The sequence below is a fragment of the Salinivibrio kushneri genome (assembly GCF_027286325.1).
GTDB lineage: Bacteria > Pseudomonadota > Gammaproteobacteria > Enterobacterales > Vibrionaceae > Salinivibrio > Salinivibrio kushneri_A.
In genome coordinates, this window is the sequence record NZ_CP114588.1 from 78,896 (window position 1) to 101,014 (window position 22,119).

Annotated in this window: 23 protein-coding genes; 16 read left to right on the forward strand and 7 right to left on the reverse strand. The window is 52.0% G+C overall.

Translation table 11 applies throughout. The annotated features are described in order from the left end of the window. Window positions 1–20 precede the first annotated feature (20 nt). The 3 genes from N8M53_RS00370 to N8M53_RS00380 form a co-directional block, all read right to left on the reverse strand. Window positions 21–830 carry a Cof-type HAD-IIB family hydrolase gene (locus N8M53_RS00370; protein ID WP_269579952.1) on the reverse strand — a complete coding sequence of 270 codons (810 nt, stop codon included), beginning with the start codon at window positions 828–830 and terminating at the stop codon, window positions 21–23. A gap of 101 nt (window positions 831–931) precedes the next feature. Then, window positions 932–1,951, reverse strand: a complete 1,020-nt coding sequence (locus tag N8M53_RS00375) for an alpha/beta fold hydrolase (protein WP_269579096.1) — start codon at window positions 1,949–1,951, stop codon at window positions 932–934. A gap of 135 nt (window positions 1,952–2,086) precedes the next feature. After that, on the reverse strand, window positions 2,087–3,685 hold the full coding sequence (locus tag N8M53_RS00380; RefSeq protein ID WP_269579097.1) for an AbgT family transporter: 1,599 nt from the start codon (window positions 3,683–3,685) through the stop codon (window positions 2,087–2,089). 250 nt (window positions 3,686–3,935) lie between these two features. Here N8M53_RS00380 and N8M53_RS00385 point away from each other — a divergent pair, with 250 nt between their 5' ends. From N8M53_RS00385 to N8M53_RS00400, 4 genes are all read left to right on the forward strand, one after another. Further along, a complete protein-coding gene (locus tag N8M53_RS00385) occupies window positions 3,936–4,946 on the forward strand; it encodes an acyltransferase (protein WP_269579098.1) in 1,011 nt (336 codons plus the stop codon). 144 nt (window positions 4,947–5,090) lie between these two features. Continuing rightward, window positions 5,091–5,450: a DUF4145 domain-containing protein gene (locus tag N8M53_RS00390; protein ID WP_269579099.1), complete on the forward strand. Its 360-nt coding sequence runs from the start codon at window positions 5,091–5,093 to the stop codon at window positions 5,448–5,450. A 137-nt stretch (window positions 5,451–5,587) separates the two neighbouring features. Further along, window positions 5,588–6,223 (forward strand): lysoplasmalogenase, encoded by a 636-nt coding sequence (locus N8M53_RS00395; RefSeq protein ID WP_077771842.1) that lies wholly within the window; start codon window positions 5,588–5,590, stop codon window positions 6,221–6,223. A 2-nt stretch (window positions 6,224–6,225) separates the two neighbouring features. After that, window positions 6,226–6,525, forward strand: a complete 300-nt coding sequence (locus tag N8M53_RS00400) for a DUF2007 domain-containing protein (RefSeq protein ID WP_269579100.1) — start codon at window positions 6,226–6,228, stop codon at window positions 6,523–6,525. A gap of 3 nt (window positions 6,526–6,528) precedes the next feature. On the opposite strand, the gene N8M53_RS00405 is transcribed toward N8M53_RS00400, so the two are convergent. After that, entirely contained in the window at window positions 6,529–6,795 is a 267-nt protein-coding gene (locus N8M53_RS00405; RefSeq protein ID WP_269579101.1) for a DUF1145 domain-containing protein, read from the reverse strand. Between the two features lie 10 nt (window positions 6,796–6,805). Continuing rightward, window positions 6,806–7,417, reverse strand: coding sequence for a 16S rRNA (guanine(966)-N(2))-methyltransferase RsmD (gene rsmD, locus N8M53_RS00410; RefSeq protein WP_077771845.1), 612 nt, complete (start codon window positions 7,415–7,417; stop codon window positions 6,806–6,808). Between the two features lie 87 nt (window positions 7,418–7,504). On the opposite strand from rsmD, the gene ftsY reads away from it, so the two are divergent. The 8 genes from ftsY (at window position 7,505) to N8M53_RS00450 (ending at window position 15,600) form a co-directional block, all read left to right on the forward strand. After that, entirely contained in the window at window positions 7,505–9,007 is a 1,503-nt protein-coding gene (gene ftsY / locus N8M53_RS00415) for a signal recognition particle-docking protein FtsY (protein ID WP_269579102.1), read from the forward strand. Window positions 9,008–9,009: 2 nt separating this feature from the next. After that, window positions 9,010–9,678: a cell division ATP-binding protein FtsE gene (ftsE, locus tag N8M53_RS00420; RefSeq protein WP_269579103.1), complete on the forward strand. Its 669-nt coding sequence runs from the start codon at window positions 9,010–9,012 to the stop codon at window positions 9,676–9,678. Further along, window positions 9,671–10,609, forward strand: coding sequence for a permease-like cell division protein FtsX (gene ftsX, locus N8M53_RS00425; RefSeq protein ID WP_269579104.1), 939 nt, complete (start codon window positions 9,671–9,673; stop codon window positions 10,607–10,609). The genes ftsE and ftsX overlap by 8 nt, the downstream gene beginning before the upstream one ends. A gap of 121 nt (window positions 10,610–10,730) precedes the next feature. Continuing rightward, complete coding sequence (gene rpoH / locus N8M53_RS00430) at window positions 10,731–11,594, forward strand: RNA polymerase sigma factor RpoH (RefSeq protein ID WP_069361987.1); 864 nt, start codon at window positions 10,731–10,733, stop codon at window positions 11,592–11,594. 319 nt (window positions 11,595–11,913) lie between these two features. Then, window positions 11,914–12,252 (forward strand): thiosulfate sulfurtransferase GlpE, encoded by a 339-nt coding sequence (glpE, locus tag N8M53_RS00435; protein WP_046074632.1) that lies wholly within the window; start codon window positions 11,914–11,916, stop codon window positions 12,250–12,252. Between the two features lie 21 nt (window positions 12,253–12,273). Next, on the forward strand, window positions 12,274–13,110 hold the full coding sequence (gene glpG / locus N8M53_RS00440; protein WP_269579105.1) for a rhomboid family intramembrane serine protease GlpG: 837 nt from the start codon (window positions 12,274–12,276) through the stop codon (window positions 13,108–13,110). A gap of 246 nt (window positions 13,111–13,356) precedes the next feature. Next, window positions 13,357–14,718, forward strand: coding sequence for a glycerol-3-phosphate transporter (gene glpT, locus N8M53_RS00445; protein WP_269579106.1), 1,362 nt, complete (start codon window positions 13,357–13,359; stop codon window positions 14,716–14,718). Between the two features lie 87 nt (window positions 14,719–14,805). Continuing rightward, the gene (locus N8M53_RS00450) at window positions 14,806–15,600 is read left to right on the forward strand and encodes a DeoR/GlpR family transcriptional regulator (RefSeq protein WP_269579107.1); all 795 of its coding nucleotides are present in this window, start codon (window positions 14,806–14,808) and stop codon (window positions 15,598–15,600) included. Here the strand turns inward: N8M53_RS00450 and N8M53_RS00455 are convergent, their stop codons facing one another. Continuing rightward, window positions 15,601–16,017, reverse strand: coding sequence for a flagellar basal body-associated protein FliL (locus tag N8M53_RS00455; RefSeq protein WP_077771851.1), 417 nt, complete (start codon window positions 16,015–16,017; stop codon window positions 15,601–15,603). Window positions 16,018–16,174: 157 nt separating this feature from the next. Between N8M53_RS00455 and N8M53_RS00460 the strand changes: the two genes are divergently transcribed. After that, window positions 16,175–16,717, forward strand: a complete 543-nt coding sequence (locus tag N8M53_RS00460; RefSeq protein WP_269579108.1) for a chorismate lyase — start codon at window positions 16,175–16,177, stop codon at window positions 16,715–16,717. Continuing rightward, window positions 16,714–17,568, forward strand: a complete 855-nt coding sequence (ubiA, locus tag N8M53_RS00465) for a 4-hydroxybenzoate octaprenyltransferase (RefSeq protein ID WP_269579109.1) — start codon at window positions 16,714–16,716, stop codon at window positions 17,566–17,568. Before N8M53_RS00460 ends, ubiA begins: the two co-directional genes overlap by 4 nt. Window positions 17,569–17,661: 93 nt before the next feature. On the opposite strand, the gene plsB is transcribed toward ubiA, so the two are convergent. Next, entirely contained in the window at window positions 17,662–20,112 is a 2,451-nt protein-coding gene (gene plsB, locus N8M53_RS00470) for a glycerol-3-phosphate 1-O-acyltransferase PlsB (protein WP_269579110.1), read from the reverse strand. Window positions 20,113–20,325: 213 nt separating this feature from the next. Here plsB and lexA point away from each other — a divergent pair, with 213 nt between their 5' ends. Then, complete coding sequence (gene lexA, locus N8M53_RS00475; protein WP_269579111.1) at window positions 20,326–20,952, forward strand: transcriptional repressor LexA; 627 nt, start codon at window positions 20,326–20,328, stop codon at window positions 20,950–20,952. A gap of 120 nt (window positions 20,953–21,072) precedes the next feature. Beyond that, entirely contained in the window at window positions 21,073–21,867 is a 795-nt protein-coding gene (locus tag N8M53_RS00480; protein ID WP_332301568.1) for a class I SAM-dependent methyltransferase, read from the forward strand. Window positions 21,868–22,119 lie beyond the last annotated feature (252 nt).

The following is a 22,119-nucleotide window of genomic DNA, read 5'->3' on the forward strand; positions in this document are numbered from 1 at the left end:
CACCCTGTGGGCCAAACCGCTTAGGACAGGTTGTCTAACAGATGGGCTTTTAAGTAGCGTGCCACCGCCTCATCAGCGTGACTGCCAATAATGGCTTTATCTGAGAGGGTGGCTTTGACACGTGCTTGGGCGGTGGCCATCACCAAGCCTTGCCCAGCGGCGCGCAACATTTCCACATCATTCATGCCATCACCAAAGGCGATACAGTCGGCCAAATTGAGCTGATGGCGACGCGCCACTTCCTCCAACGCCGCGCCTTTAGACACCCCATTGCCCATGACCTCCAGACAGAATGGCGTCGAAAATGCCACGCTGACTTTCTCGCCATACTGGGATAAAAACTGGTGCTCGTATTTGAGTAAGTGGTCGTGATCGTGGCGAATAAAGAAAATCTTCGCGATGTTATCGACGGGTGGATTATCTACATCAAACTCCTTGGCGTTAAAGCCGGAGTCTTTGTGATAGCGGGCGAGCTCTTCATCCATTTTGCTCAGCAGCCAGTCATTATCGCGATACAAATGAATGGTGACGGTCGGGTCGTGTTTCACCTCATTGATGAGGTTGGCGACAATCTCAGGGTCAACATTATGCTGGAAGACTAAATTGTCATCACTGTCATGCACGCGCGCGCCATTGGAGGTGATCATGTATGCAGGAATGCCAACGGTCTCACGAATGCTCGCTACATCAACATGATGACGCCCAGTGGCAAACACAAAGTGGATGCCTTGCTGGTACAGTTGTTCCAATACCTGTTTGGTATAAGGCGCGATACTGTGCTCTGGGGTGAGCAGGGTACCATCTAGATCGGAAGCGACGAGTTTGTACATCATGTCCTCATTAGTTAGGCGATCACAATCACAGTATGCTTGAGTTTACTGCAACTGACGATGGTGAAAAAGGGAACCCTCTCACTGATAGATTTCCGCTTTTAACGTTGGCACTGAGTTTGAAAAAAATCATCAATGGCCACGAACGCCGCCGAGCGATGCGTATCCGATTCAAACAAGATTTCGTGCTGAGCCCCCTGGAAAGACTGCCATTGGCTGGGCTGTTGTGCTTGCTGACGTAAAAAGTGAAATTGGCCCATCGCGGGGTTCGATACGATTTGGTCATCACTGGCTTGGCAGATCAGTGTGGGGGTGGTGAGCTGCGGCGCGATTGTCAGGCAGCGCTGGGCCGCCGCCATTCCCTCGGCAATCCAACGTGCACTCGGCCCGCCAATTTGTAACTGAGGCTGATTGATGTAGAGCTGGCGAAACCAGGCGTAGCGTGCGCGTGAATGGGTTAAGCGGTTTTGCTCAAAGGGCACATGACGATAGCCGACTTGGCCGGGACCAAAGCGTGGTGGATGTTGATAGCGCGCTAGCGAGCGGCATAGCCAAGGTGCGATACGCCCAAGCCAGGGGTTGACTTGCACGCCAAACATCGGCGCGGTCATCGCAAGGCCGTCTATCGCATGGGGAAATTGATGCGCATAAAGTGCAGCAATCGCTCCGCCCATGGAGTGGGCGAGCATGAACGTTTGGTCGTATTGCCGATGTGCGCCAATAAATTGCATAAAAGTCGCCAGATCAGTGACATAGTCGTCAAAGCGTTCGACATGCCCCAGATCGCGCGGCTTGATCACTAGCCGCTCGGACAAGCCTTGGCCGCGGTGATCAAAGCTGTAAACGTCATAGCCCATCTGCACGAGATCATAAAAGATCTCTTGATACTTCATCACGCTTTCAATCCGGCCATTGACTACCACTACCGCTTGCGTGTTCTGCGGACGGGTAAAGCTGCACCAGTGTAACCGCAACCCACCTTCACCGTGGAAGTAGCCTTGTTCACGCTGGTGCCAAAACGGTGTTATGTGGTGCTTAAATGCGTCGCTCAGCACTGCTTCACGGGCGAGAGAGTGCGCGTCAAAAGCCGGCTGATCCTTACTGTCGGCGAGATCTGTCATCTTGGTTTACCATCACTGAGATAGGCTTACTATAACCGTCTTAAAGGATGGATGAAAATGACACTTGTGGGAAAAGCGCCGCGCCAAAAAGAAAAGGCAAGCGCGAGCGCTTGCCTTTACAACGAATAACGAGAGTTACTGGTTGAAGTTGTAGTAGGTTTCTGCACCAGGGCCAACTGGCAGGCCGAGTACGAATACCCATACGTAGAATAGGATGCTCCATCCCACCATAAAGATCATTGAGTAAGGCAACATGGTGGCAATCAAGGTACCAATCCCAAGATTTTTTACATAGCGGCACGCCACCGCCAGAATCAGCCCAAAGTAGCTCATCATCGGCGTAATAATGTTGGTGACTGAGTCGCCAATCCGATACGCCGATTGAATGGTTTCTGGGGCATAACCGACCAGCATCAACATCGGCACAAAGATCGGGGCAGTGATCGCCCACTGCGCTGATGCCGAGCCGACCGAGAGGTTAATCAGGCCACACATCAAGATGAAGGCAAAGAATAATGCTGGTCCTGTTAAACCGATAGTTTGCAGAAAGTCAGCACCGCCGACGGCAATCACTTGGCCAAAGTTGGTCCATTTAAAGAACGCCACAAATTGCGCCGCGAAGAACACCAGCACGATATACATGCCCATGGCGCTCATCGACTTAGACATCGAATCAATCACGTCGCGGTCGTTATTGATGGTGCCGACGGTGCGGCCAAACACGATACCTGGGACGGCAAAGAACACCATAATAAAGGCAACAATCCCTTTCAAAAACGGCGAGCCTGCCACCTCATTGGTCTCGGGGTGACGCAGTGGTCCCCATTCAGGGACGATGGTGAGCGCTAAAATACCGCTGACAATCAGCACCGCAATGCCTGCGTTACGCAGGCCGCGCTTCTCGTCGTCATTTAGCTTGCTTGCAGAGGCGGCGGCGACATCTTCAGAGGCTTGGCTGTGGTCATACTGACCGAGCTTAGGCTCGACAATCTTATCGGTGATCCACGCACCAACAATAGCAATGAAGAAGGTAGAAACGAACATAAAGTACCAGTTCATTTCGGGCCCAACGATATAGTCTGGGTCAATCATTTGCGCGGCTGACTCGGTGATCCCCGACAGCAAGGGGTCAACCGTGCCCAGCAATAAATTGGCTGAATAGCCGCCGGATACGCCGGCAAACGCCGCGGCAAGCCCAGCCAATGGATGACGGCCTAATGAGTGGAAAATCATCGCCGCAAGCGGGATTAACACCACATAACCGAGTTCTGAAGCCGTATTCGAGATAATACCGGCAAACACGATAGTAAAGGTCACGGTACGACGCGACGCGCTCATCACTAGACCGCGCATCGAAGCGGACAGCAGCCCGGAGTGCTCTGCAACCGACACACCGAGCATGGCGACCAGCACGGTGCCGAGTGGGGCAAAGCCGGTAAAGTTTTTCACCAAATTAGTGACGATCATTTGCAAGCCTTCGGCATTGAGCAGGCTTTGCACATAAATCATGCCATCAGCCGCGCGCCCTTTAGCACCCTCTGGGCGAGGGTCAGCGACAGACACATCAAAGTAGCCAGCGACACCCGAGGCGAGCAGGATAGCGACACAGAAAATCGCGAATAACGTCACTGGATGAGGGAGCAGGTTACCGAGCCATTCGACGGTATCGAGAAAGCGCGTAAACAGTGTGCGCTTGTGCGGCCCACCTTGTTGCTCTGTGGTACTTGAGTGCATGGGATTGGTCTCCTTGGTTGTACTGCATTTCCCGTCTATGGGAAAAGGAGGTCGAATGTTAATTGTTTTTTAAATGAAATAGCAAGATTAAAAGCTAGTTATTGAACCTAAAACTCGATCTATGTGCTGTGAAAAGGGCGAAAAAGTAACATCTTTGACTGGATAATGACTTTAACGGACATCAATTGACGGGAAGTTGGCGTATGATGGATGGATGCTCGGACCGGTAACGGGTTAAAAGTGTTAACAAATGCAACAGACTAAAACACAGACACATATTGATTACCTCGACCTATTGCGCGTCCTCGCCGCTTTTTTCGTGGTGGCGATTCATGTACTCGGCCCGTATCGGTTTCAAATCGGTGATATCGCGCTGAGTGACTGGGTGGTCGCGGTAGGACTAAACAGTGCAAGTCGCTGGGCGGTGCCGATTTTTATTATGATTTCAGGCTTACTGCTGCTCTCGTCGACGCGCCCTTTCAGTTTGCGCCACTTTATTCGTCGCCGCGTGATGAAGGTGGTGATTCCTTTTCTGGTATGGTCGTTCGCTTTTGCGTGCCTGTCTGGACTGACGCCGGATGGTTTTTCGTGGCAGACCTTCATTGAAACGCTCGAGGCGGCGCCTGACCATGAAACCTATTATCACCTCGGTTTTTTCTACTATTACATCCCGTTGCTGCTATGGGTGCCCTTGCTACGCCCGTTACTGCCACGCATACCGCCATGGTCAGTGCCGTTAATTGGCATGGTGTGGATAGGCGTCACGGCTTGGTATTTAACCGGCGCGGATGGCTGGTGGCGGAATGATTTTATCCTTTACGGAGGCTACTTATGGCTCGGCTACTGGCTACACCAAGCGCCACGAGCGTTGTCACTGTGGTGGGGACTGGGCTTGCTGGCGTTGGGAATGACCGAGTATCACGTGTTAACCACCAGCGTCGCGCATCAGCGATATATTACCGAAGGGTGGCTGTCGTATACCACGGTTAATACGGTACTGATCAGTGCCGCCCTGTTTTTGGCGGTGAGGCAATGGCGAGCGGGGAAAGCAACCCCACCGTGGCTGGCAACCTTGAGCCGTTATAGTCTCGGAATCTACCTGATTCACCCAGTGTTTCTTTGGCCCGTGCGTGCTTATTGGCCCACCTTATCGCCCGCACTGGTTTGGATCCCCCTGCTGACGCTGTATGCCTTTACGGGGGCAGCGCTGACCACTGCCGCACTCCAGCGATATCGCGCGACTGCTTGGTTGGTGCCCTAAATGATGACACTTTTGGCGACAACAGTGGTCATAACTGATTGAATGTAATATGACAGGATCAGATCGCAATCATGAAGCCTGATGCCCCTAAATGGTATAAAAACCACCATACTCACAAGGTGGGAGCCGGTAAGGAGAAACACCATGGATGACGTTGCAGTCGTGATTAAGCACAGTAAGCGCTTAGAAAGCTTGCTACGAGAGCACTATCACGCCGAAGGGAAGGGGCTCCATCAGCTCATCGACAGTAGCCAGAAACGCCTGCCGCATGATGTGATCAAAAAATTGCGTTTCGTCGCCACCATTCGCAACAAGGTCGTCCACGAAGACGGGTATGAGGTGGACGACATTCGTGAATTCATATCAGTGAGCAAGTATTGTGAGTCAGAATTAGTGCCGCGAAGCAACCGGTTGATTTGGCGGCTTGCCGCGGGTCTTATCCTGTTGTTTACCGCTGGGGCAATTGGTTTTTATGCGCAAGTGTGGCCGCAATGGAGCGGCTAGGCGTCAGGTTATTATCTGTCACCTCACGGTTAGCGATGCGATTTTTTTAAACTGGATCTTGTTCTCATCAAGGGATGCTGGACATCTGCCCAACGCGGCATAGACTTGGCGTCCTTGTCTTGAAAGGAATGATACTCATGTGGAGCTGGTTCGCTGTCTGTTGTTCTGGACTGCTGCATATCTCCGCAGCCTACCGGGGCCCGCGTTGGCAGTTTTATCTTTTTAAACCGCTGACTATTGTGATGCTCATGGCGATAGTGGGTACCCACATTAGCGCTTCTCATTATGCGCAATGGGTGTTCGTCGCGTTGTTGTTCTCCGTGGTGGGTGATGTCTTTTTAATGCTCCCCAAAGACAGATTTGTGCAGGGGTTAACCAGTTTTCTACTCGCCCATCTTATCTATATCTTCGCATTTTGGGCACAGTTTGATGGCCATATGGTGTGGTGGTTGCCTGCCATGCTATCGGGGCTGGGCATTATCGTCTTTCTTTTACTGCTCCCAAACTTGGGCCAGCTCGCGCTGCCTGTGGCCGTGTATATTGCCGTGATCACCCAAATGGTATGGGCGGCGGGTGAATATTGGCTCAATACCCACTCGCCCGCGGCGGCGCTCGCATTGGCCGGCGCGATCAGCTTTATGGTGTCAGATACCGTGCTGGCGTTTGCCCGCTTTAAAGGTGAGTTTCGCCCCGCACAAGCGATGGTGATGTCGAGTTACTTTTTCGCGCAAGCACTGATCAGTGCCTCGGTGGTGATCGCCCAAGGAGGGTAAGGATGGAAAAAGTCTATCAAGCGATGAATACACTGGAGGCCCATAGCTTAAAAGGCCTGTTATCTAGCCATCACATTGAGTGTGTATTGAAAGGCGAGGCGCTGAGTGCGGCCGTGGGCGAGTTACCTGCCGATGTACAAGGCGTGACCTTATGGGTTGCGCCAGAAAACGTCGCTCAAGCAAGGCAATTACTCCAGGCGTATGAAGAGCAAAGCGAGACGCACTGGGTATGCCAACACTGTGGAGAAGAGAACGCCGGCAGTTTTGAACTATGCTGGCAATGCCAGCATAGTCGCGAGTGAGTGCTACATCATATGCTTGCGGCGAATATCGAGCAGCGCAAAGATCCCAAAAATCAGGATTGACCATTTTTCCCAGCGCGTCATCGCGATTTTATCGCCAAACGCGCCCAAGAAAATCAGCATTTGTAGCCCGTGCATGACCAGCAAAAAGCCCGTCATAATATAAAGCGCCATGGCGGCCACACCCGGAAATGGATGGACAATGTTAGCCAGTAAGACCACCCAAACAAAGGCGATGGCCGCTTTGGCGAGTAAAATTAATCCTTTCATTGCGTTTCTCTTATGCCTTGTCGTTGAAATATAGACGGAAGTTGACTTGTCCGGCACGCTTTTCACGGTGGCAGTGCCAGTGCGCGGGGACGTGATAATCATCCAGCTCACTTTCCGCTTCAACGTAAATGCATGCCCCAGGTGCGAGCCACCCGTTGTTTTCTAGCGCGGTCAAGGTGTCGTTAAGTAACCCTTGATGAAACGGGGGATCGACGAAGACCACATCGAATGGGCCGTTTTGCGGCGGCGCGGCGAGAAGCGTTAGGGCATCGGTGCTGTCTACTTGCGCATTCTCTGCGCCAAGCTGCGCGAGGTTATCTCGCAGTTGCTTAGCTGCTGCGGGGTTTTTTTCACAAAACTGCGTCCAAGCTGCACCGCGAGAGAGGGACTCAAACCCCAGTCCGCCACTGCCCGCAAACACATCCAAGCAGCGTGCCCCTGGTAAATAGGGTGCCAGCCAATTAAATACGGTTTCTTTTACCCGGTCTGTGGTCGGGCGTAACCCTTGTGCGTCTTGTACCACAAGCTTACGGCCACGCCAGCGGCCAGCAATAATACGAACAGACCCAGCCCCACGAGAGCTGTGAGCCGATGAAGATTTGCGGTTGGCGCGTTTAACCATAGATTTTTTGACCGTAAAGAAGGTGATAGACTATGCCGATTCGGTATTGAGCCGCTGATTGTATCAAGCATGCTTTAGGATTTGCCAATGGCAGAAAAAAAGAAACGTGGATTTATGTCATGGCTGGGTCTGGGTCGGAAAAAAGACCAGACACAGCCTGAACCAGAACAAGAGTCGCCAACGCCTGCGCCAGACGTGGCGGAAGAGACGGCAGAGTCAGCCACATCGGTAGAAACACCGATTGATGAGGCGAGCGCGCAACAACCGCAAGAAACCCTTGCATCTGATAGCGAAAGCGAAGCCAATACCGTGCCAGAGCCAGAGCCAGAGCCAGAGCCAGAGCCAGAGCCAGAGCCAGAGCCAGAGCCAGAGCCAGAGCCAGAGCCAGAGCCAGAGCCAGAGCCAGAGCCAGAGCCAGAGCCAGAGCCAGAGCCAGAGCCAGAGCCAGAGCCAGAGCCAGAGCCAGAGCCAGAGCCAGAGCCAGAGCCAGAGCCAGAGCCAGAGCCAGAGCCAGAGCCAGAGCCAGAGCCAGAGCCAGAGCCAGAGCCAGAGCCAGAGCCAGAGCCAGAGCCAGAGCCAGAGCCAGAGCCAGAGCCAGAGCCAGAGCCAGAGCCAGAGCCAGAGCCAGACTCACAATCTGCTGCGGTTCGCGAGCGGGAAAGACCGCAGCGCGAAGGCTTTTTTGCCCGCCTAAAACGTGGCTTACAAAAAACCAAGACCAACTTAGGGTCTGGGTTCTTTGGCCTATTTAGTGGCAAAAAGATCGATGATGAACTGTTCGAAGAGCTTGAAGAACAGTTGCTGATTGCCGATGTGGGCATGGAAGCAACCACCAAAATCATTGATAACCTGACCGATAAAGCCAGTCGCCGCGATTTAAAAGATGGCGAAGCTCTGTATGGCATCCTCAAACAAGAAATGGCGCAGATGCTGGAAAAGGTCGAGCAACCGCTGGTGCTGACCGACCAAAAGCCGTACGTGATCTTAATGGTCGGCGTCAATGGCGTGGGGAAAACCACCACCATTGGCAAATTGGCGCGCCAATTCCAAGACCAAGGCAAGTCGGTGATGCTGGCTGCCGGTGACACTTTCCGTGCGGCGGCGGTGGAACAGCTGCAAGCCTGGGGCGAGCGCAACCAGGTGCCTGTGGTCGCGCAACACACAGGCGCCGACAGTGCCTCCGTGCTGTATGACGCAATTGAAGCGGCCAAAGCGCGCAACGTCGATGTGGTGATTGCCGATACTGCAGGGCGCTTGCAGAACAAAGCCAATTTGATGGAAGAGCTGCGTAAGATTGTGCGTGTGATGCAAAAGCTGGATGTGGGTGCCCCACACGAGGTAATGCTGACACTGGATGCTGGCACCGGGCAAAACGCCATCAGCCAAGCGAAATTGTTCAATGAGATTGCACCGATAACGGGTATTACGCTGACAAAATTAGACGGTACTGCCAAAGGCGGCGTGATTTTTGCCGTGGCAGAACAATTTAATATTCCGATTCGCTATATTGGTGTCGGTGAAGGCATTGAAGATTTACGCACCTTTAACGCCAACGACTTTATCGAGGCGCTCTTTAGCCGGGAGGAATAACCGTGATTCAGTTTCAGCAGGTAAGTAAAGCCTATCGGGGCGGTCGTCAGGCGCTGCAAAAAGTCAGCTTTGAGCTTCCCAAAGGGGATATGGCGCTGTTAACCGGCCATTCTGGCGCCGGGAAAAGCACGCTGCTGAAACTGATCTGCGCCATTGAACGCCCCAGCGATGGGCAAATATATTTCAATGGCCATGATATATCCCGCATTCCGCGCCAAGATATACCGTTTTTGCGGCGTCACTTGGGGATCATTTTTCAAGACCATAACCTGCTGATGGACGCGACGGTTTACGAGAATGTGGCGTTGCCGCTGCGTATTGAGCAGCAGCCAGAAGGTGAAATCAAAAAACGCGTGTCTGCGGCGTTAGATAAAGTGGGGCTGTTGGATAAAGCGCGTTGTTTCCCGATTCAGCTATCAGGGGGCGAACAGCAGCGTGTTGGGATTGCCCGGGCGGTGGTGAATCGCCCGCAAGTGCTGTTGGCGGACGAGCCGACAGGAAATCTCGATGCCGCGTTGTCAGCGCAAATCATGGAGCTTTTTCGCCTGTTCAATCAAGTGGGCGTGACCATTCTCATGGCGACTCATGACACCAGCTTGCTTGAGCAATATCGTCATCTAAGGCGCTTTGACCTTCAGCAAGGCAGCTTGGCGGAGGTGGGGCATGGCTGAATCTTTCATCCAAACGCAAAAACGCCACGCATTAACCGCCTGGCAGGATCTGTTTCAACGCCCGATGGGGAATCTGCTCACCTTGATGGTGCTAGCGGTTGCACTGTCGTTACCCGCCACGTTCTACCTATTAGCCAAGAATGTGGTGGCAGTGAGTGCGCAGTGGCATAGCCCTGCCGAGATCAATGTGTTCTTAACCCCCGATCAGTCGTCGCAACAAGGTGAAGCGTTGGCAAAGCAGCTGGGTGACTGGCCCGCGATTGATAGCATTGAGTACATTTCGCCCGACCAAGGGATGGCATCGTTAAAACAGCAGCGAGGCTTTAACCAAGCGGTGAGCTTGCTTGATCGTAATCCACTGCCCGCGGTGTTGGTGGTGGTTCCGGATGTGACCAGCGCCGACGGAGAGGAATCCGCTTCGTTGTCCGCCCGCGTAGAAGCCTTATCTGAAAAGCTTGCGGCATTAGCTGAAGTGGATGAAGTACGGTTAGATACCGACTGGCTGGCACGGTTGGACGCGATTAAAACCTTGGCGGTCACGCTTGCCTGGCTTTTTTCCGGGTTGATGCTAGCCGCGGTGGTGTTATTGGTGGGTAATACCTTGCGTTTGCAGGTGCTGCACCATCGTGCACGGATCCAGGTGATGAAAATGGTGGGGGCCACCGACAGTTTTATTCTCCGCCCTTATCTTTATATGGGGGCGTGGCTAGGTGTGCTAGCCGCGGTACTCGCTTGGCTACTCACGGCGTTAAATACCTGGATGATGGATGGGGCGGTGCGACAATTCGCACAGCTTTATGACAGTCCCTTCACCCTCAGCGGACTGAATTGGGATGAATCTTTGCTATTATTAATGGCGTCAACCTTATTAGGGGTGTTGGCAGCATTACTGGCAACGCGCCGACATTTAAAAGAAATTGAACCTGTGTAGGGGTAATACGGTCATAAACCCACAACACACAGATAAAGGCTTGCAGTTTGCCCCTGCTTGGGTATATTTTTGCATGCTTAATCAGCAATTCGGTCTTCGACGATTCGGAAACGAGGTTTGAATGACAAAAGAGATGAACGCATTGGCACCGATTGTTCAAGATAACATCGACGGTTATCTGCAAGCGGTAAACAGCCACCCTATGCTCAGCGCTGAAGAGGAGCATTCGCTGGCCGAGCGTCTCCATTATCACGGTGATTTGGAGGCGGCGAAGTCGCTGATCTTATCTCACTTGCGTTTTGTTGTTCATATCGCCCGTGGATACACCGGATACGGTCTCCCGATGGCAGACTTGGTACAAGAAGGCAACATTGGCTTGATGAAGGCGGTGAAGCGCTTCAACCCAGAGGTTGGCGTGCGCCTCGTGTCCTTTGCTGTCCATTGGATCAAAGCTGAAATTCACGAGTACGTATTGCGTAACTGGCGTATCGTTAAAGTGGCAACCACCAAAGCGCAGCGTAAGCTCTTCTTTAACTTACGCAAAAACAAAAAGCGCTTAGGTTGGTTTAATAACGACGAAGTGAATATGGTCGCAGAACAACTCGGCGTAGAAGCGTCTGAGGTCCGCGAAATGGAAGCTCGGTTGGCCGCACAAGATGCGACCTTTGAAGCGCCGGCGAATGCCGACGATGAGCGCGAAAACGGTCCAATGGCCCCTGTGTATTATCTGGAGGACAAAACCTCCGATATTGCCGCCTCGTTAGAAGCGGAGAACTGGGAATCACACGCCAATCGCCGTTTGGCCAGCGCACTCTCGGCACTGGACGAGCGCAGCCAACATATTGTTCGCTCGCGTTGGTTAGACGATGATAAAGCCACATTGCAAGATCTCGCGGATCATTACCAAGTGTCGGCGGAGCGTATTCGTCAGCTTGAGAAGAACGCGATGAAAAAACTGAAACAAGCAATGGGTGATGCGCTGTAAGCGCGCAGCAACTCAAAGATGAACCGGCCATGAGGCCGGTTTTTTTATGCCTATCGAATGGATGAACAGAATGATATTAAAAAGTTATTCACAGCTTATCCTGGATCCTTACTACATCTAGTGGATCCAAACTAACGATCATCGCTTATCAACGCAATCCACACCTTTTTCCACAGTCGATCAAAAAACGCACGGTGCTCGTTTGGTGACGCAGACGCATGTGCGCAAACTCAGGTACAATGCAGGCTCACCGTGAGGAGCACGTTATCGCCGTGTGACGTCAGTTGGGAATAACTTTGTGAGTGAAGAGGTAAAAGGTATGGATCAGTTTGCACACATCTCTGTGACCGATGCGTGGGAAATGCTGCGTGATGATCAGCAAAATGCAGTATTAGTCGATATTCGCGATCCGCAAACATTTCAGGTTGCTCACCCTCAAGATGCGTACCACCTGACGAACGACACCTTGGTGGCGTTTATGGATCAGGTTGACTTTGATCAGCCGGTGCTGGTGATGTGTTATCACGGTATTAGCAGTCAAGGGGCGGCACAGTATTTGATCAACCAAGGGTTTGATGCGGTATACAGTGTCGATGGCGGCTTTGAGGCGTGGCAGCGCCAAGCGTTGCCTACCGCGTCGGGTATCGATCTTAAATAGTGATCATCAATAGGACACGTGATGCAAAAACTTGCGGTACTGCCAAATGCGCGCTTGGCACAGGCGTTTGTCGATTATGCGGCGGCGCATCAGGTTAGCCTTGAGCTTGCCCCCGAGCCAGACGCACAAGTGGCGATTTGGTTAGTCAACGATAACGACAAGGCGTGGGTGGATAGCGAGCTGGAACGATTTATCGCTGATCCCATGCACAGTCGTTATCAAGCGGCGTCTTGGCAAGTGGCTGAAACCCGTCATGCTCGTTTTCATTATCCGTCAGCCGGGTTATGGCAAACCGTTAAAGATAAGTCTGGCCCGGTCACCCTGATGGTCATGGGTGCCAGCGTGGTGTTGTTTGCACTCATGACGCTCGGTGGGTTTGAGGTCGTCGTGCGCAGCTTGCTGTTTCCGGCAGACAGTGAACAGCGCTGGCAGCTGTGGCGTCTATTCAGCCATGCACTGCTGCATTTTTCTGCGTTGCATATTATTTTCAACTTACTCTGGTGGTGGGTGCTTGGTGGCCGGATTGAGCGCCTCGGCAGCAGCAGTAAGCTGGTTCAAATCTTTCTATTCGCGGCGCTTTTCTCTGGGTTAGGCCAGTATTGGCTGGAAGGGCCTTACTTTGGTGGTCTCTCGGGCGTGGTTTACGCACTGTTAGGCTATCTGTGGTGGATGACCTGGTTGGCGCCATCGCGTGGTCTCACGGTGGAAAAGGCGTATGTTGTCTTTATGCTGGCGTGGCTGGTGATTGGTTTTTTCCAACCGATGGGCATGAACATTGCCAATATGGCGCATTTATTTGGTCTGATCATCGGCTGTTTGCTGGCGCTTTGGGATGCGAAACGTCATCCATCGGGTTGAAAGGGGTCTAACTATGGTGGGTTTATCCGCCGTTGATGTAAAAAAGAGCAGGTATCTGCTCTTTTTTTGTTCGTAAGCGCAATTTTATTGCGTCAGATCTATGTTTTTATGTTCGCTTTCACGGTTTTCACTTTCATTTTAAGTAATTATTCCACTCGTTGAGCGAACACGAAAAATTACTTGCTCATTTCTTTGATTTTTATCCTTTTATAAATCCATCGCGTACATCTTACTGAGGACCCTCTCATGTTTGGAATCTTCCGTCCGGCTGCTCACCGGCAAAGATTGCCCCAAGCGCAAATCGGTGACACCTACACTCGATTACGTTGGCAATTGTTTATTGGGATTTTTATCGGCTACGCCGGTTATTATCTCGTGCGTAAAAACTTTAGTTTGGCTATGCCGTATTTGATTGATGAATATGGCTTTAGCCGTGGCGATTTGGGGGTAGCCCTGGCCGCTGTCTCGATTGCTTACGGTTTATCAAAATTCTTAATGGGCAGTGTTTCAGACCGCTCAAACCCACGTTATTTCTTAAGTGCTGGCCTGTTAATGTCATCGCTGGTGATGTTCAGTTTTGGTTTTCTGCCTTGGACAACCAGCAGCATTACCATCATGTTTATCCTGCTGTTTATCAACGGTTGGGTACAAGGCATGGGCTGGCCCGCTTGCGGGCGTACCATGGTGCACTGGTGGTCACGGAAAGAGCGTGGTGAGCTGGTGTCTGTTTGGAACGTGGCGCACAACGTCGGGGGTGGTTTGATTGGGCCGCTATTCTTGCTTGGCTTGTGGCTATTCAATGATGACTGGCGTGCTTCCTTCTATGTCCCGGCGTTTTTTGCCGCACTGGTTGCTGTGTTTATCTGGCTAACCCTTCGCGACACCCCACAATCGTGTGGCTTGCCACCGATTGAAGAGTATAAAGACGATTACCCGGAAAACTATGACGAGGAAGCGTTCGAGAAAGAGATGACTGCTAAAGACATTTTCGTCACCTATGTGATGAAGAACCGTCTGCTATGGTACATCGCGATTGCTAACGCGTTTGTTTATTTGATTCGTTATGGCGTACTCGATTGGGCACCGGTTTATCTCGATGAAGCCAAAGGCTTTACCGTGGACAAATCCTCTTGGGCCTACTTCCTCTATGAATGGGCAGGGATCCCTGGCACCTTACTGTGTGGTTGGATGTCTGATAAGTTCTTCAAAGGGGCGCGGGCGCCTGCCGGTGTACTGTTTATGGTGCTGGTGACCGTGGCAGTGTTGGTATACTGGTTTAACCCAGCTGGTAACCCAGGCATCGATATGGTCGCGCTGGTGGCGATTGGCTTCTTAATTTATGGGCCGGTGATGTTAATTGGTCTGTATGCGCTGGAGCTGGCACCGAAAAAAGCAGCGGGCACCGCGGCAGGCCTGACCGGCTTATTCGGCTATCTAGGTGGCGCGGTTGTCGCGAACATCGCGCTTGGTTACACCGTGGATCACTTTGGCTGGGACGGTGGCTTTATGCTACTCACCGGAGGGTGTGGGTTGGCCATCTTCTTCTTGTGTTTAGCATGGGTCGGGGAGCATCGTGTGCGTCGTGACACAGCTGTGCACGCTGCCTAAATGATCTGTCTTGGCATCGCCTAGTGGCTATGCGTAAACTAGGAAGCCCTCGTGATCGCGGGGGCTTTTTTTGTAAGGGGAGAAGCAGTGAAGCAAAACAAACGTCATCAGCAAATCATTGATCTGGTTAAATCACAAGGATACGTGAGCACGGAAGACTTGGTTGAGCGCTTCAATGTCAGCCCGCAAACCATTCGACGCGATCTTAACGAGCTGGCTGCAGAGAACCATATTCGTCGCCATCATGGTGGTGCGACAGTGCCATCCAGCTCTGAAAATACCGCGTATGCCACCCGTAAAGTGCTTCAGCAGCATGAAAAAGACACCATCGCCCAAGCGCTTGTCCAACACATTCCCGATGGCGCTACCTTGTTTATCGACATTGGCACCACACCTGAAGCAGTGGCACGGGCATTGTTAGATCACCAAAACTTGCGGGTAGTGACCAATAACTTGAATGCTGCCGCGATCCTGATGCCAAAGCAGGATTTTACGGTGATTATTGCTGGCGGCGAAGTACGTAACCGCGATGGCGGGATTGTCGGTGAGGCCACACTCGACTTTGTCTCTCAGTTTCGGCTCGACTTTGGCATTCTTGGTATCAGTGGTATTGATGATGACGGCTCACTGCTGGACTTTGACTACCATGAAGTGCGGGTGAAAAAGGCGATCTTAGATAATAGTCGCTGTGTGATGTTAGCGGCAGACCACACCAAGTTTGGCCGTAATGCCATGGTAAACCTAGGGAATATCACCCAGCTTGATATGGTGTTTACTGACGCCACGCCACCGGCGCAGATCCGTGACATGCTGAGCGCGCAGGGTAGCCACCTTGAGGTGATTAGCCACCCTGAGTCAGTCGCTGACGTCACCGCTGAGTAATTATTGGTATAAGTATTTAGTGAATAATAGGTCGGTGAGCATACGGCGATTGGTTTCGGCTAATAAGTGCTCGTTGACCTTTTCTAGACACTTTTTCCGAATTGTCTCTCGGCCAGACAACGACTTAATCTGAGTGGCGGTTTGTTGGTTCAAGGTTTCAATAATCACATCGCGGATCAGCGGAGAGTGGTACTCAAGCTCACTAATCAGTTTGGGGTTATCGACCATCAGCTCCACTTTTATCTTAATAAAGCCCAGTCGGCGACCTTCGGTCACGTAGTTGGTGGTGATCTCAGGCTCCAAGGAATAGTAACTGTATTTGGGGTTACCCTCCCCCTCTTCTTGTGCATGGACTGCTGCGCTGAGCCAGAAAAAAAGGCTCAACACGACCATTAATAGGGGTTGTTTTTTACTCATAGTGGCCCAGTAATTCCGTTCATGGTGTGATAGGAGTAGGCCGAGCGCATTCTCCAAACGCAACCAGCCTGATACAATTACCAGCCGAGTATAGCAACATTGTCCACCCCTTAGCGGTAAGGACAGGCGAATTTTGCGCGATGTGGCACAGGAAACAATGTCGGAATTAAATCATACCTATTTAGAGGCGCTGCAAACAGCACGCTGGGAGCGACCAGATATTGCGGCGCTAAAGCGCACCGCAGAGGGCAGTTGGTTACTCGAATCGCACTCGATGACGGCGAGGCTAAAGCGCCACTGTCATGACTTTGACGTCGATGTGGTTGCTGTTTATCAATTAACCCCAGACAAACTGACCGACAGCGAAATTGCGCTGATTGGCCAAGAGGCGTGTGTGGTGCGCGAAGTGGTATTAAAAGGTGATGGGCTTCCTTGGCTGTGCGCACGCACCCTGATGCCCGCTTCAACCTTAGAAGGGCAAGGGGGACACTTGCATGCCTTGGGCACCGAGCCATTAGGTCAACATGTGTTTAAACAGCGCGCCTCACGCCGTGATGCGATTGAAACCGCTAATGTGGTGTGCCTGTCCCATCAGTTGCATGCGCGTCGCTCTCGTCTTTGGCTCCACAATCGGCCGATGTTAGTGGCGGAACTGTTTCTGCCAGACTCCCCTGTGTATGGAAAGGAGATCCCTGCATGAGCGCAAAACTGGCTGCCTTTGGACAGCTGGCCCGTCTAGACCGGCCTATTGGCACGTTACTGCTGTTATGGCCAACGCTATGGGCTTTGTTTTTAGCAGCGGATGGCCTACCGCCAATATCAACTTTAGTGGTCTTTGTGCTCGGTGTATATATGATGCGTGCTGCAGGTTGCGTGATTAATGACTACGCAGATCGCCACGTCGATGGCCATGTTAAGCGCACCAAAGACAGGCCCTTACCGGCCGGACTGATCAGCGAAAAAGAGGCCATTGGCTTTTTTATCGCGTTGGTATTGGGCGCTTTTTTGCTGGTGCTGACCCAAAACCGTTTGACCATTCAATTGTCTTTTGTCGGTGTTGCACTGGCGTTTGTTTACCCTTTTATGAAGCGCTACACCCATCTGCCTCAGTTAGTATTGGGGCTGGCGTTTAGCTGGGCGATCCCGATGGCGTTTGCGGCGGCGCAAAATGCGCTGCCACCAGTGGTTTGGTTGCTGTTTCTGGCGAACATTTGTTGGACCATCGCTTACGACACCTTATATGCCATGGTCGACAGAGACGATGACGTTAAAATTGGCATCAAATCGACCGCCATTTTATTTGGCCGCTGGGACAAAGCGGCAGTGGGTGGCTTGCAATTGCTCACCCTAGGGCTGCTGATGCTCGCCGGGCAGTGGTTAGCGCTGTCGCCAGCCTATCAGTGGAGCCTATTGGCCGCCTTTGCTTTGTTTGTCTATCAGCAATACCTCGCCAGAGAGCGCGAACGAATGGCGTGCTTCAAAGCCTTTTTGAACAATAACTATGTCGGCCTAGTGATTTTTATTGGTGTATTGCTAGGTGTATACGGTTAGCCGAGTTTGAAAAAAGCATGATAAAAAAGGCGCTCCTTGGTTTGGTAAAGCGCCTTTTTTGATCAGGATTGATTGATGAACGGACGGTTTCGCTTAGCTTTTGTCCGCCTTGTGCGTACCTAGTGGCTGATTAAGCACCGCTTGAATGGTCAATTGCACTTCCGGTGAAATTAACTCGCACACTAAATTGTTCAGTGCGGCGATACGCTCGGCATTGGCTTTGGCATCATCATCGAGATAGCCTTGCTCACGGAGTGTATCGACGAAGGTGCTAAATACGCCTTTATCAAAAAACTCAGGTGCATTAATACCGTGTAAGCGGCTCAGGCGCTGCGCCAGCATTTGGCTGTGTTTTTCCAAATCGCGCTTATCAATGTGCGGCTGGTGGCTGAATAAGGTGAGCGTAATCGCGTAGCGCTGCAGCGTCTCGGCAATGGTACGCCCCAGCAATTGCAGTTCACCGAGCTTCGCCTTGTTCATAGTCACTTTGCCATCGTCACAACACAGTAGCGACTGATCGTGCATCGCATGTAGCAAGGCATCGAAATAGCTTTCGAGTCCCGCGTCATCAAAGCTCATAAAGAGCTCGGCTTTGAGCAAGGGATACAGCTGCTGCACGCAAGCCCGCAAACCCGATTGGCTGATTGACTGGTGGGTCACCAATATTTGTGCGATCAGCGATGGCAGCGCCACCAGATGAATCACATTGTTGCGGTAGTAAGTCATTAAGATGGCTTGTTGGCGATCCAAAGAAATCACTTCACCCATGGTGTCTTTTTCGACAATCAGTTTGTTGAGTGATAACGCGTGATCGACCAAATCCGCCGGTGAATCTTGAGGGACACTGCTGCTTGGCGAGTAAGGCGCTTGCGTTAACAAGGCCTTATACACACCCAGTTGTGTTTCGAGTGCCTCACGGCTTAAGGCGCGCTGACGCGAGGCCAGCAACGCGGTGGCACATAAGTTGAGGGCGTTAGTGGCCGCCGCATCGTTAATGTGGGTCATCACCTTGGTGGCCAAATCGCTGACGACTGGGTTCATCCACGCTGGCTTTTGTGGCTCGATCGGATTGACGTAGTCATGCCAGTCAGGGACTTGTTCATTAAGGTGCTGATTGAGTGCAATGGGCTCGCCAAAGTTAACGTAACCGAGGCCATAATTACGCAGTTTGCGCACGATACCTAGCACCTGGCCAAAGCTTTCTTTCTCTTTGCGTTGGCCTTGAAGTTCTTTGGCGTAGGTGTTGACCTCCATCACGTGCTCGTAGCCGATATAGACAGGCACCAAGGTAATGGGGCGCTGTTGACCGCGAAGCATCGCTTGCAAGGTCATGGCGAGCATGCCCGTTTTCGCTGGCAGTAAGCGGCCTGTGCGAGAGCGGCCTCCTTCGGCAAAGTACTCGACCGAGTAACCTCGGGCAAATAGCTCGGCCAAGTACTCGCGGAAAACGGTGGAATACAGGCGGTTGCCCTTAAAGCTACGACGAATAAAGAAGGCACCACCACGGCGGAACAAGGGTCCGGCCGGGAAGAAGTTGAGGTTCACACCAGCGGCAATATGCGGCGGTACCAAGCCCTCTTTGTATAACACGTACGAAAGTAGCAGGTAATCCATGTGCGAGCGGTGGCAGGGCACGTAGACAATCTCGTGGCCATCTTGCGCCAATTGACGCACACGCTCGGCGTTGTTGACATGAATGCCTTGATAGAGCTTGTTCCACAGCCAAGTAAGAATGCGGTCACTGTAACGAATCAAACGATAGGAAAAGTTGGCGGCGATCTCTTCCATCATATCGACCGCTTCTTTACGGACTTTCTCCACCGAAACGTCACGGCTTTGCGCTTCGTCGTGTACCACTTTATCGATGGCTTTCGACGCAAGCAGTCGCTTAAACAGCAAGCCACGGTTGGGCAAGCGCGGCCCTGAAGCGGCAAGCTTTTGGCGCGAGAAGTGGATCATTGCCACCCGCGCCAGTTTATGGGCGATGGCTTGGTCGGTGCCGTGCCTGTCGGCCATATAACGCAGCGACACCGCCTGGCTGATACGCACCATGCCATCCCGGCCACGAGTAAGAATGGTCCACAGCTTCTCGGGGCCATTCATTGCGCGCAAAATAGCTTGGTGGCGCTGGGTTTCATTGCCCGGATCGCGCTGCCAAAGCACCGAGGCAGGCACGAGTTGAATATCTAGCTCGCTATCTTGTCGGTGTAAATGGAGTAAGTCTTTAAAATGCGCGAGCGAGCGTGCAGGCAGATCGTCATCGCCGGAAAACACCTTGCGTCCGTGGCTAATAAACACGTAGCGCGGCAAGGTGACATCGCCAATGGTCAAGGGCGTTAACGGATCGGGAAGCCCTTGACGCAGACACGTACGCCGTAAGGTTAATAAATCGGAATGAGACCGAAACGGCAACACATACACGATGGGCCGTGCGAGTGACAGATTAAGCTGTTCGACCGGTTCAGAGGGAATACATTGGGTTTTTACCCAGGCAGAAAGCGGCAAATTCAATAGCTTGTAATAAATCTTTTGCCAGAGCGCCATGATTGTCAGTGCCTCAAATTCAAAATGCGCGCCAAGGATAGCAGAAAAGTGCCGCGAACTTGCAAACAAAGGTCGAGATTTACCGCTCTCCTGCGTGCAATCGGCGGCGTTCACGAGAATGCGATCCGCTTCTCGTGCGCATAATTAGTGCTTTTCAAGCCGTAGATTACTGGATATACTCACAGTTAACTGTATAAAAAGACAGGTAAGAGCATGAAGCCGTTAACCGCGAGACAGCAACAAATCTTCGATTTGATTAAAGCCCACATTGAAGAAACAGGAATGCCCCCGACCCGCGCCGAGATCGCCCGTCAATTGGGGTTTCGTTCCGCGAATGCCGCAGAGGAGCATTTAAAAGCCTTGGCCCGTAAAGGTGTGTTGGAAATCATTCCAGGGGCATCACGTGGTATTCGTTTGATCAGTGAAGAAGAAGTGGTCACGCCCGAAGAGCAAGGGCTGCCCTTAATTGGTCGTGTCGCCGCCGGTGAGCCAATACTGGCGCAAGAGCACGTCGAAAGCCACTATCAGGTCGATCCTGCTCTGTTCAAGCCCAATGCTGACTTCCTGCTTCGTGTCAATGGGATGAGCATGAAAGACATCGGTATTCTCGACGGTGATTTGCTGGCGGTACACAAAACGCAAGATGTGCACAACGGCCAAGTGGTGGTTGCCCGTGTCGATGACGATGTGACCGTGAAGCGTCTTGAGAAAAAAGGTTCGCAAGTGGTGCTTCATGCTGAAAACGACGAATTTATGCCAATTTCGGTGGACTTAACCGCACAATCGCTGACTATTGAAGGCGTCGCTGTGGGCGTGATCCGTAATACCGACTGGATGTAATCTGGACCTTGGCGGGCGATAGCGTCCGCCATTGGAACGCGGTTAAAAAAACACCTTTGCATTCTTGCTCAGTTAAACGATAATTATTATCATCAGTGATTATCGTGTGTGGAGGTGTCCGTGCGTACTCAACAGCATTCTGTTCCCAGTAAGCTATTTAAGCCAATGTGGCTGCGCAGTCGTGAGAGCCTGACTGACGACGGCGTGATCTATGATCCCATGGCGGCTGCCGCTTGCCAGGGGTGCGTGTTGCAACCTGAATGTGACTGGCACAACCTAGATCAAACCCAGCTTCTCTATGCCACGCTGACCAGCCAATGCGATGGCATCGTAAAACAATTCTTAGCCCAGCATCCCACTGCGTGGATTATTAACGTGGGTGGCGGACTCGATACCCGTTTTTACCGACTAGATAACGGCCGCTGTCGCTGGTTGGAAGTGGACGTGGACGAGACCCTGCTCTGGCGAGAGCGCCTCTTTCATACCAGTGAGCGTTTTCGCATGGTGCAAGGTTCGGTAAAGCAGCTTGATTGGCTGGAGCAACTGGCGGTGCCTGCTGGTCATCCCACCATGCTGATTTGCGATCAAGCCTTGCTAGAATGCACTAACCAAGAAATTTCTGCCTTTTGCCACCACATTAGCCGTTATTTCCCTCAACTTGAGGCTTGTTTGGTCTTGGCGGGGGATAAATGTCATACCCGAATGGGTCAAAAACTCGGCTGTGAGCGCTATCAACACGGATTCACCGATCCCAGAATGGCGATCATTAATGCGTTACCTTGGGCGTGTCGCGTGGAAGAAAAATCTCCGCTCGATAAGCCGTGCCCACGGTGGCGTCTATGGCAGCGTGCACTGGCAGCGATGCCTCGCTATCGCCTCCGCTTTACGCCGGTGGTGCTACATATCGAAATCTGATGCCATGGAGCCCCCTGCTTACTGTGTTGAGCATCAGTATGTGCTTGGCATCACAATCTTTTTCCCTCTGTTTTTTTGTCCTTTGGGCAAACCTCTCCTAAATTGAATGTAAATAAAACGTTAATGAATGTGACCAGCTGTATCGAGGTTTTTCCTTAACGACGGCTTGCTGATATCGCTACTCTGACCGCTATCACAGCGTGCGACGTTGATATGTGGCGACAAGCAGTAAGGCTTTGCATTGATGCCGTG

Bases quoted from the DNA above. Each gene is read 5' to 3' on its own strand.
- N8M53_RS00405 (WP_269579101.1), bottom strand. From the start codon at position 6,795: ATGAAAGGATTAATTTTACTCGCCAAAGCGGCCATCGCCTTTGTTTGG.
- N8M53_RS00455 (WP_077771851.1), bottom strand. From the start codon at position 16,017: ATGAGTAAAAAACAACCCCTATTAATGGTCGTGTTGAGCCTTTTTTTC.
- rsmD (WP_077771845.1), bottom strand. From the start codon at position 7,417: ATGGTTAAACGCGCCAACCGCAAATCTTCATCGGCTCACAGCTCTCGT.
- glpE (WP_046074632.1), top strand. From the start codon at position 11,914: ATGGATCAGTTTGCACACATCTCTGTGACCGATGCGTGGGAAATGCTG.
- ftsY (WP_269579102.1), top strand. From the start codon at position 7,505: ATGGCAGAAAAAAAGAAACGTGGATTTATGTCATGGCTGGGTCTGGGT.
- glpT (WP_269579106.1), top strand. From the start codon at position 13,357: ATGTTTGGAATCTTCCGTCCGGCTGCTCACCGGCAAAGATTGCCCCAA.
- N8M53_RS00385 (WP_269579098.1), top strand. From the start codon at position 3,936: ATGCAACAGACTAAAACACAGACACATATTGATTACCTCGACCTATTG.
- N8M53_RS00460 (WP_269579108.1), top strand. From the start codon at position 16,175: ATGTCGGAATTAAATCATACCTATTTAGAGGCGCTGCAAACAGCACGC.
- rpoH (WP_069361987.1), top strand. From the start codon at position 10,731: ATGACAAAAGAGATGAACGCATTGGCACCGATTGTTCAAGATAACATC.
- N8M53_RS00375 (WP_269579096.1), bottom strand. From the start codon at position 1,951: ATGACAGATCTCGCCGACAGTAAGGATCAGCCGGCTTTTGACGCGCAC.
- N8M53_RS00395 (WP_077771842.1), top strand. From the start codon at position 5,588: ATGTGGAGCTGGTTCGCTGTCTGTTGTTCTGGACTGCTGCATATCTCC.
- N8M53_RS00400 (WP_269579100.1), top strand. From the start codon at position 6,226: ATGGAAAAAGTCTATCAAGCGATGAATACACTGGAGGCCCATAGCTTA.
- ftsX (WP_269579104.1), top strand. From the start codon at position 9,671: ATGGCTGAATCTTTCATCCAAACGCAAAAACGCCACGCATTAACCGCC.
- glpG (WP_269579105.1), top strand. From the start codon at position 12,274: ATGCAAAAACTTGCGGTACTGCCAAATGCGCGCTTGGCACAGGCGTTT.
- N8M53_RS00370 (WP_269579952.1), bottom strand. From the start codon at position 830: ATGTACAAACTCGTCGCTTCCGATCTAGATGGTACCCTGCTCACCCCA.
- plsB (WP_269579110.1), bottom strand. From the start codon at position 20,112: ATGGCGCTCTGGCAAAAGATTTATTACAAGCTATTGAATTTGCCGCTT.
- N8M53_RS00390 (WP_269579099.1), top strand. From the start codon at position 5,091: ATGGATGACGTTGCAGTCGTGATTAAGCACAGTAAGCGCTTAGAAAGC.
- lexA (WP_269579111.1), top strand. From the start codon at position 20,326: ATGAAGCCGTTAACCGCGAGACAGCAACAAATCTTCGATTTGATTAAA.
- N8M53_RS00380 (WP_269579097.1), bottom strand. From the start codon at position 3,685: ATGCACTCAAGTACCACAGAGCAACAAGGTGGGCCGCACAAGCGCACA.
- ubiA (WP_269579109.1), top strand. From the start codon at position 16,714: ATGAGCGCAAAACTGGCTGCCTTTGGACAGCTGGCCCGTCTAGACCGG.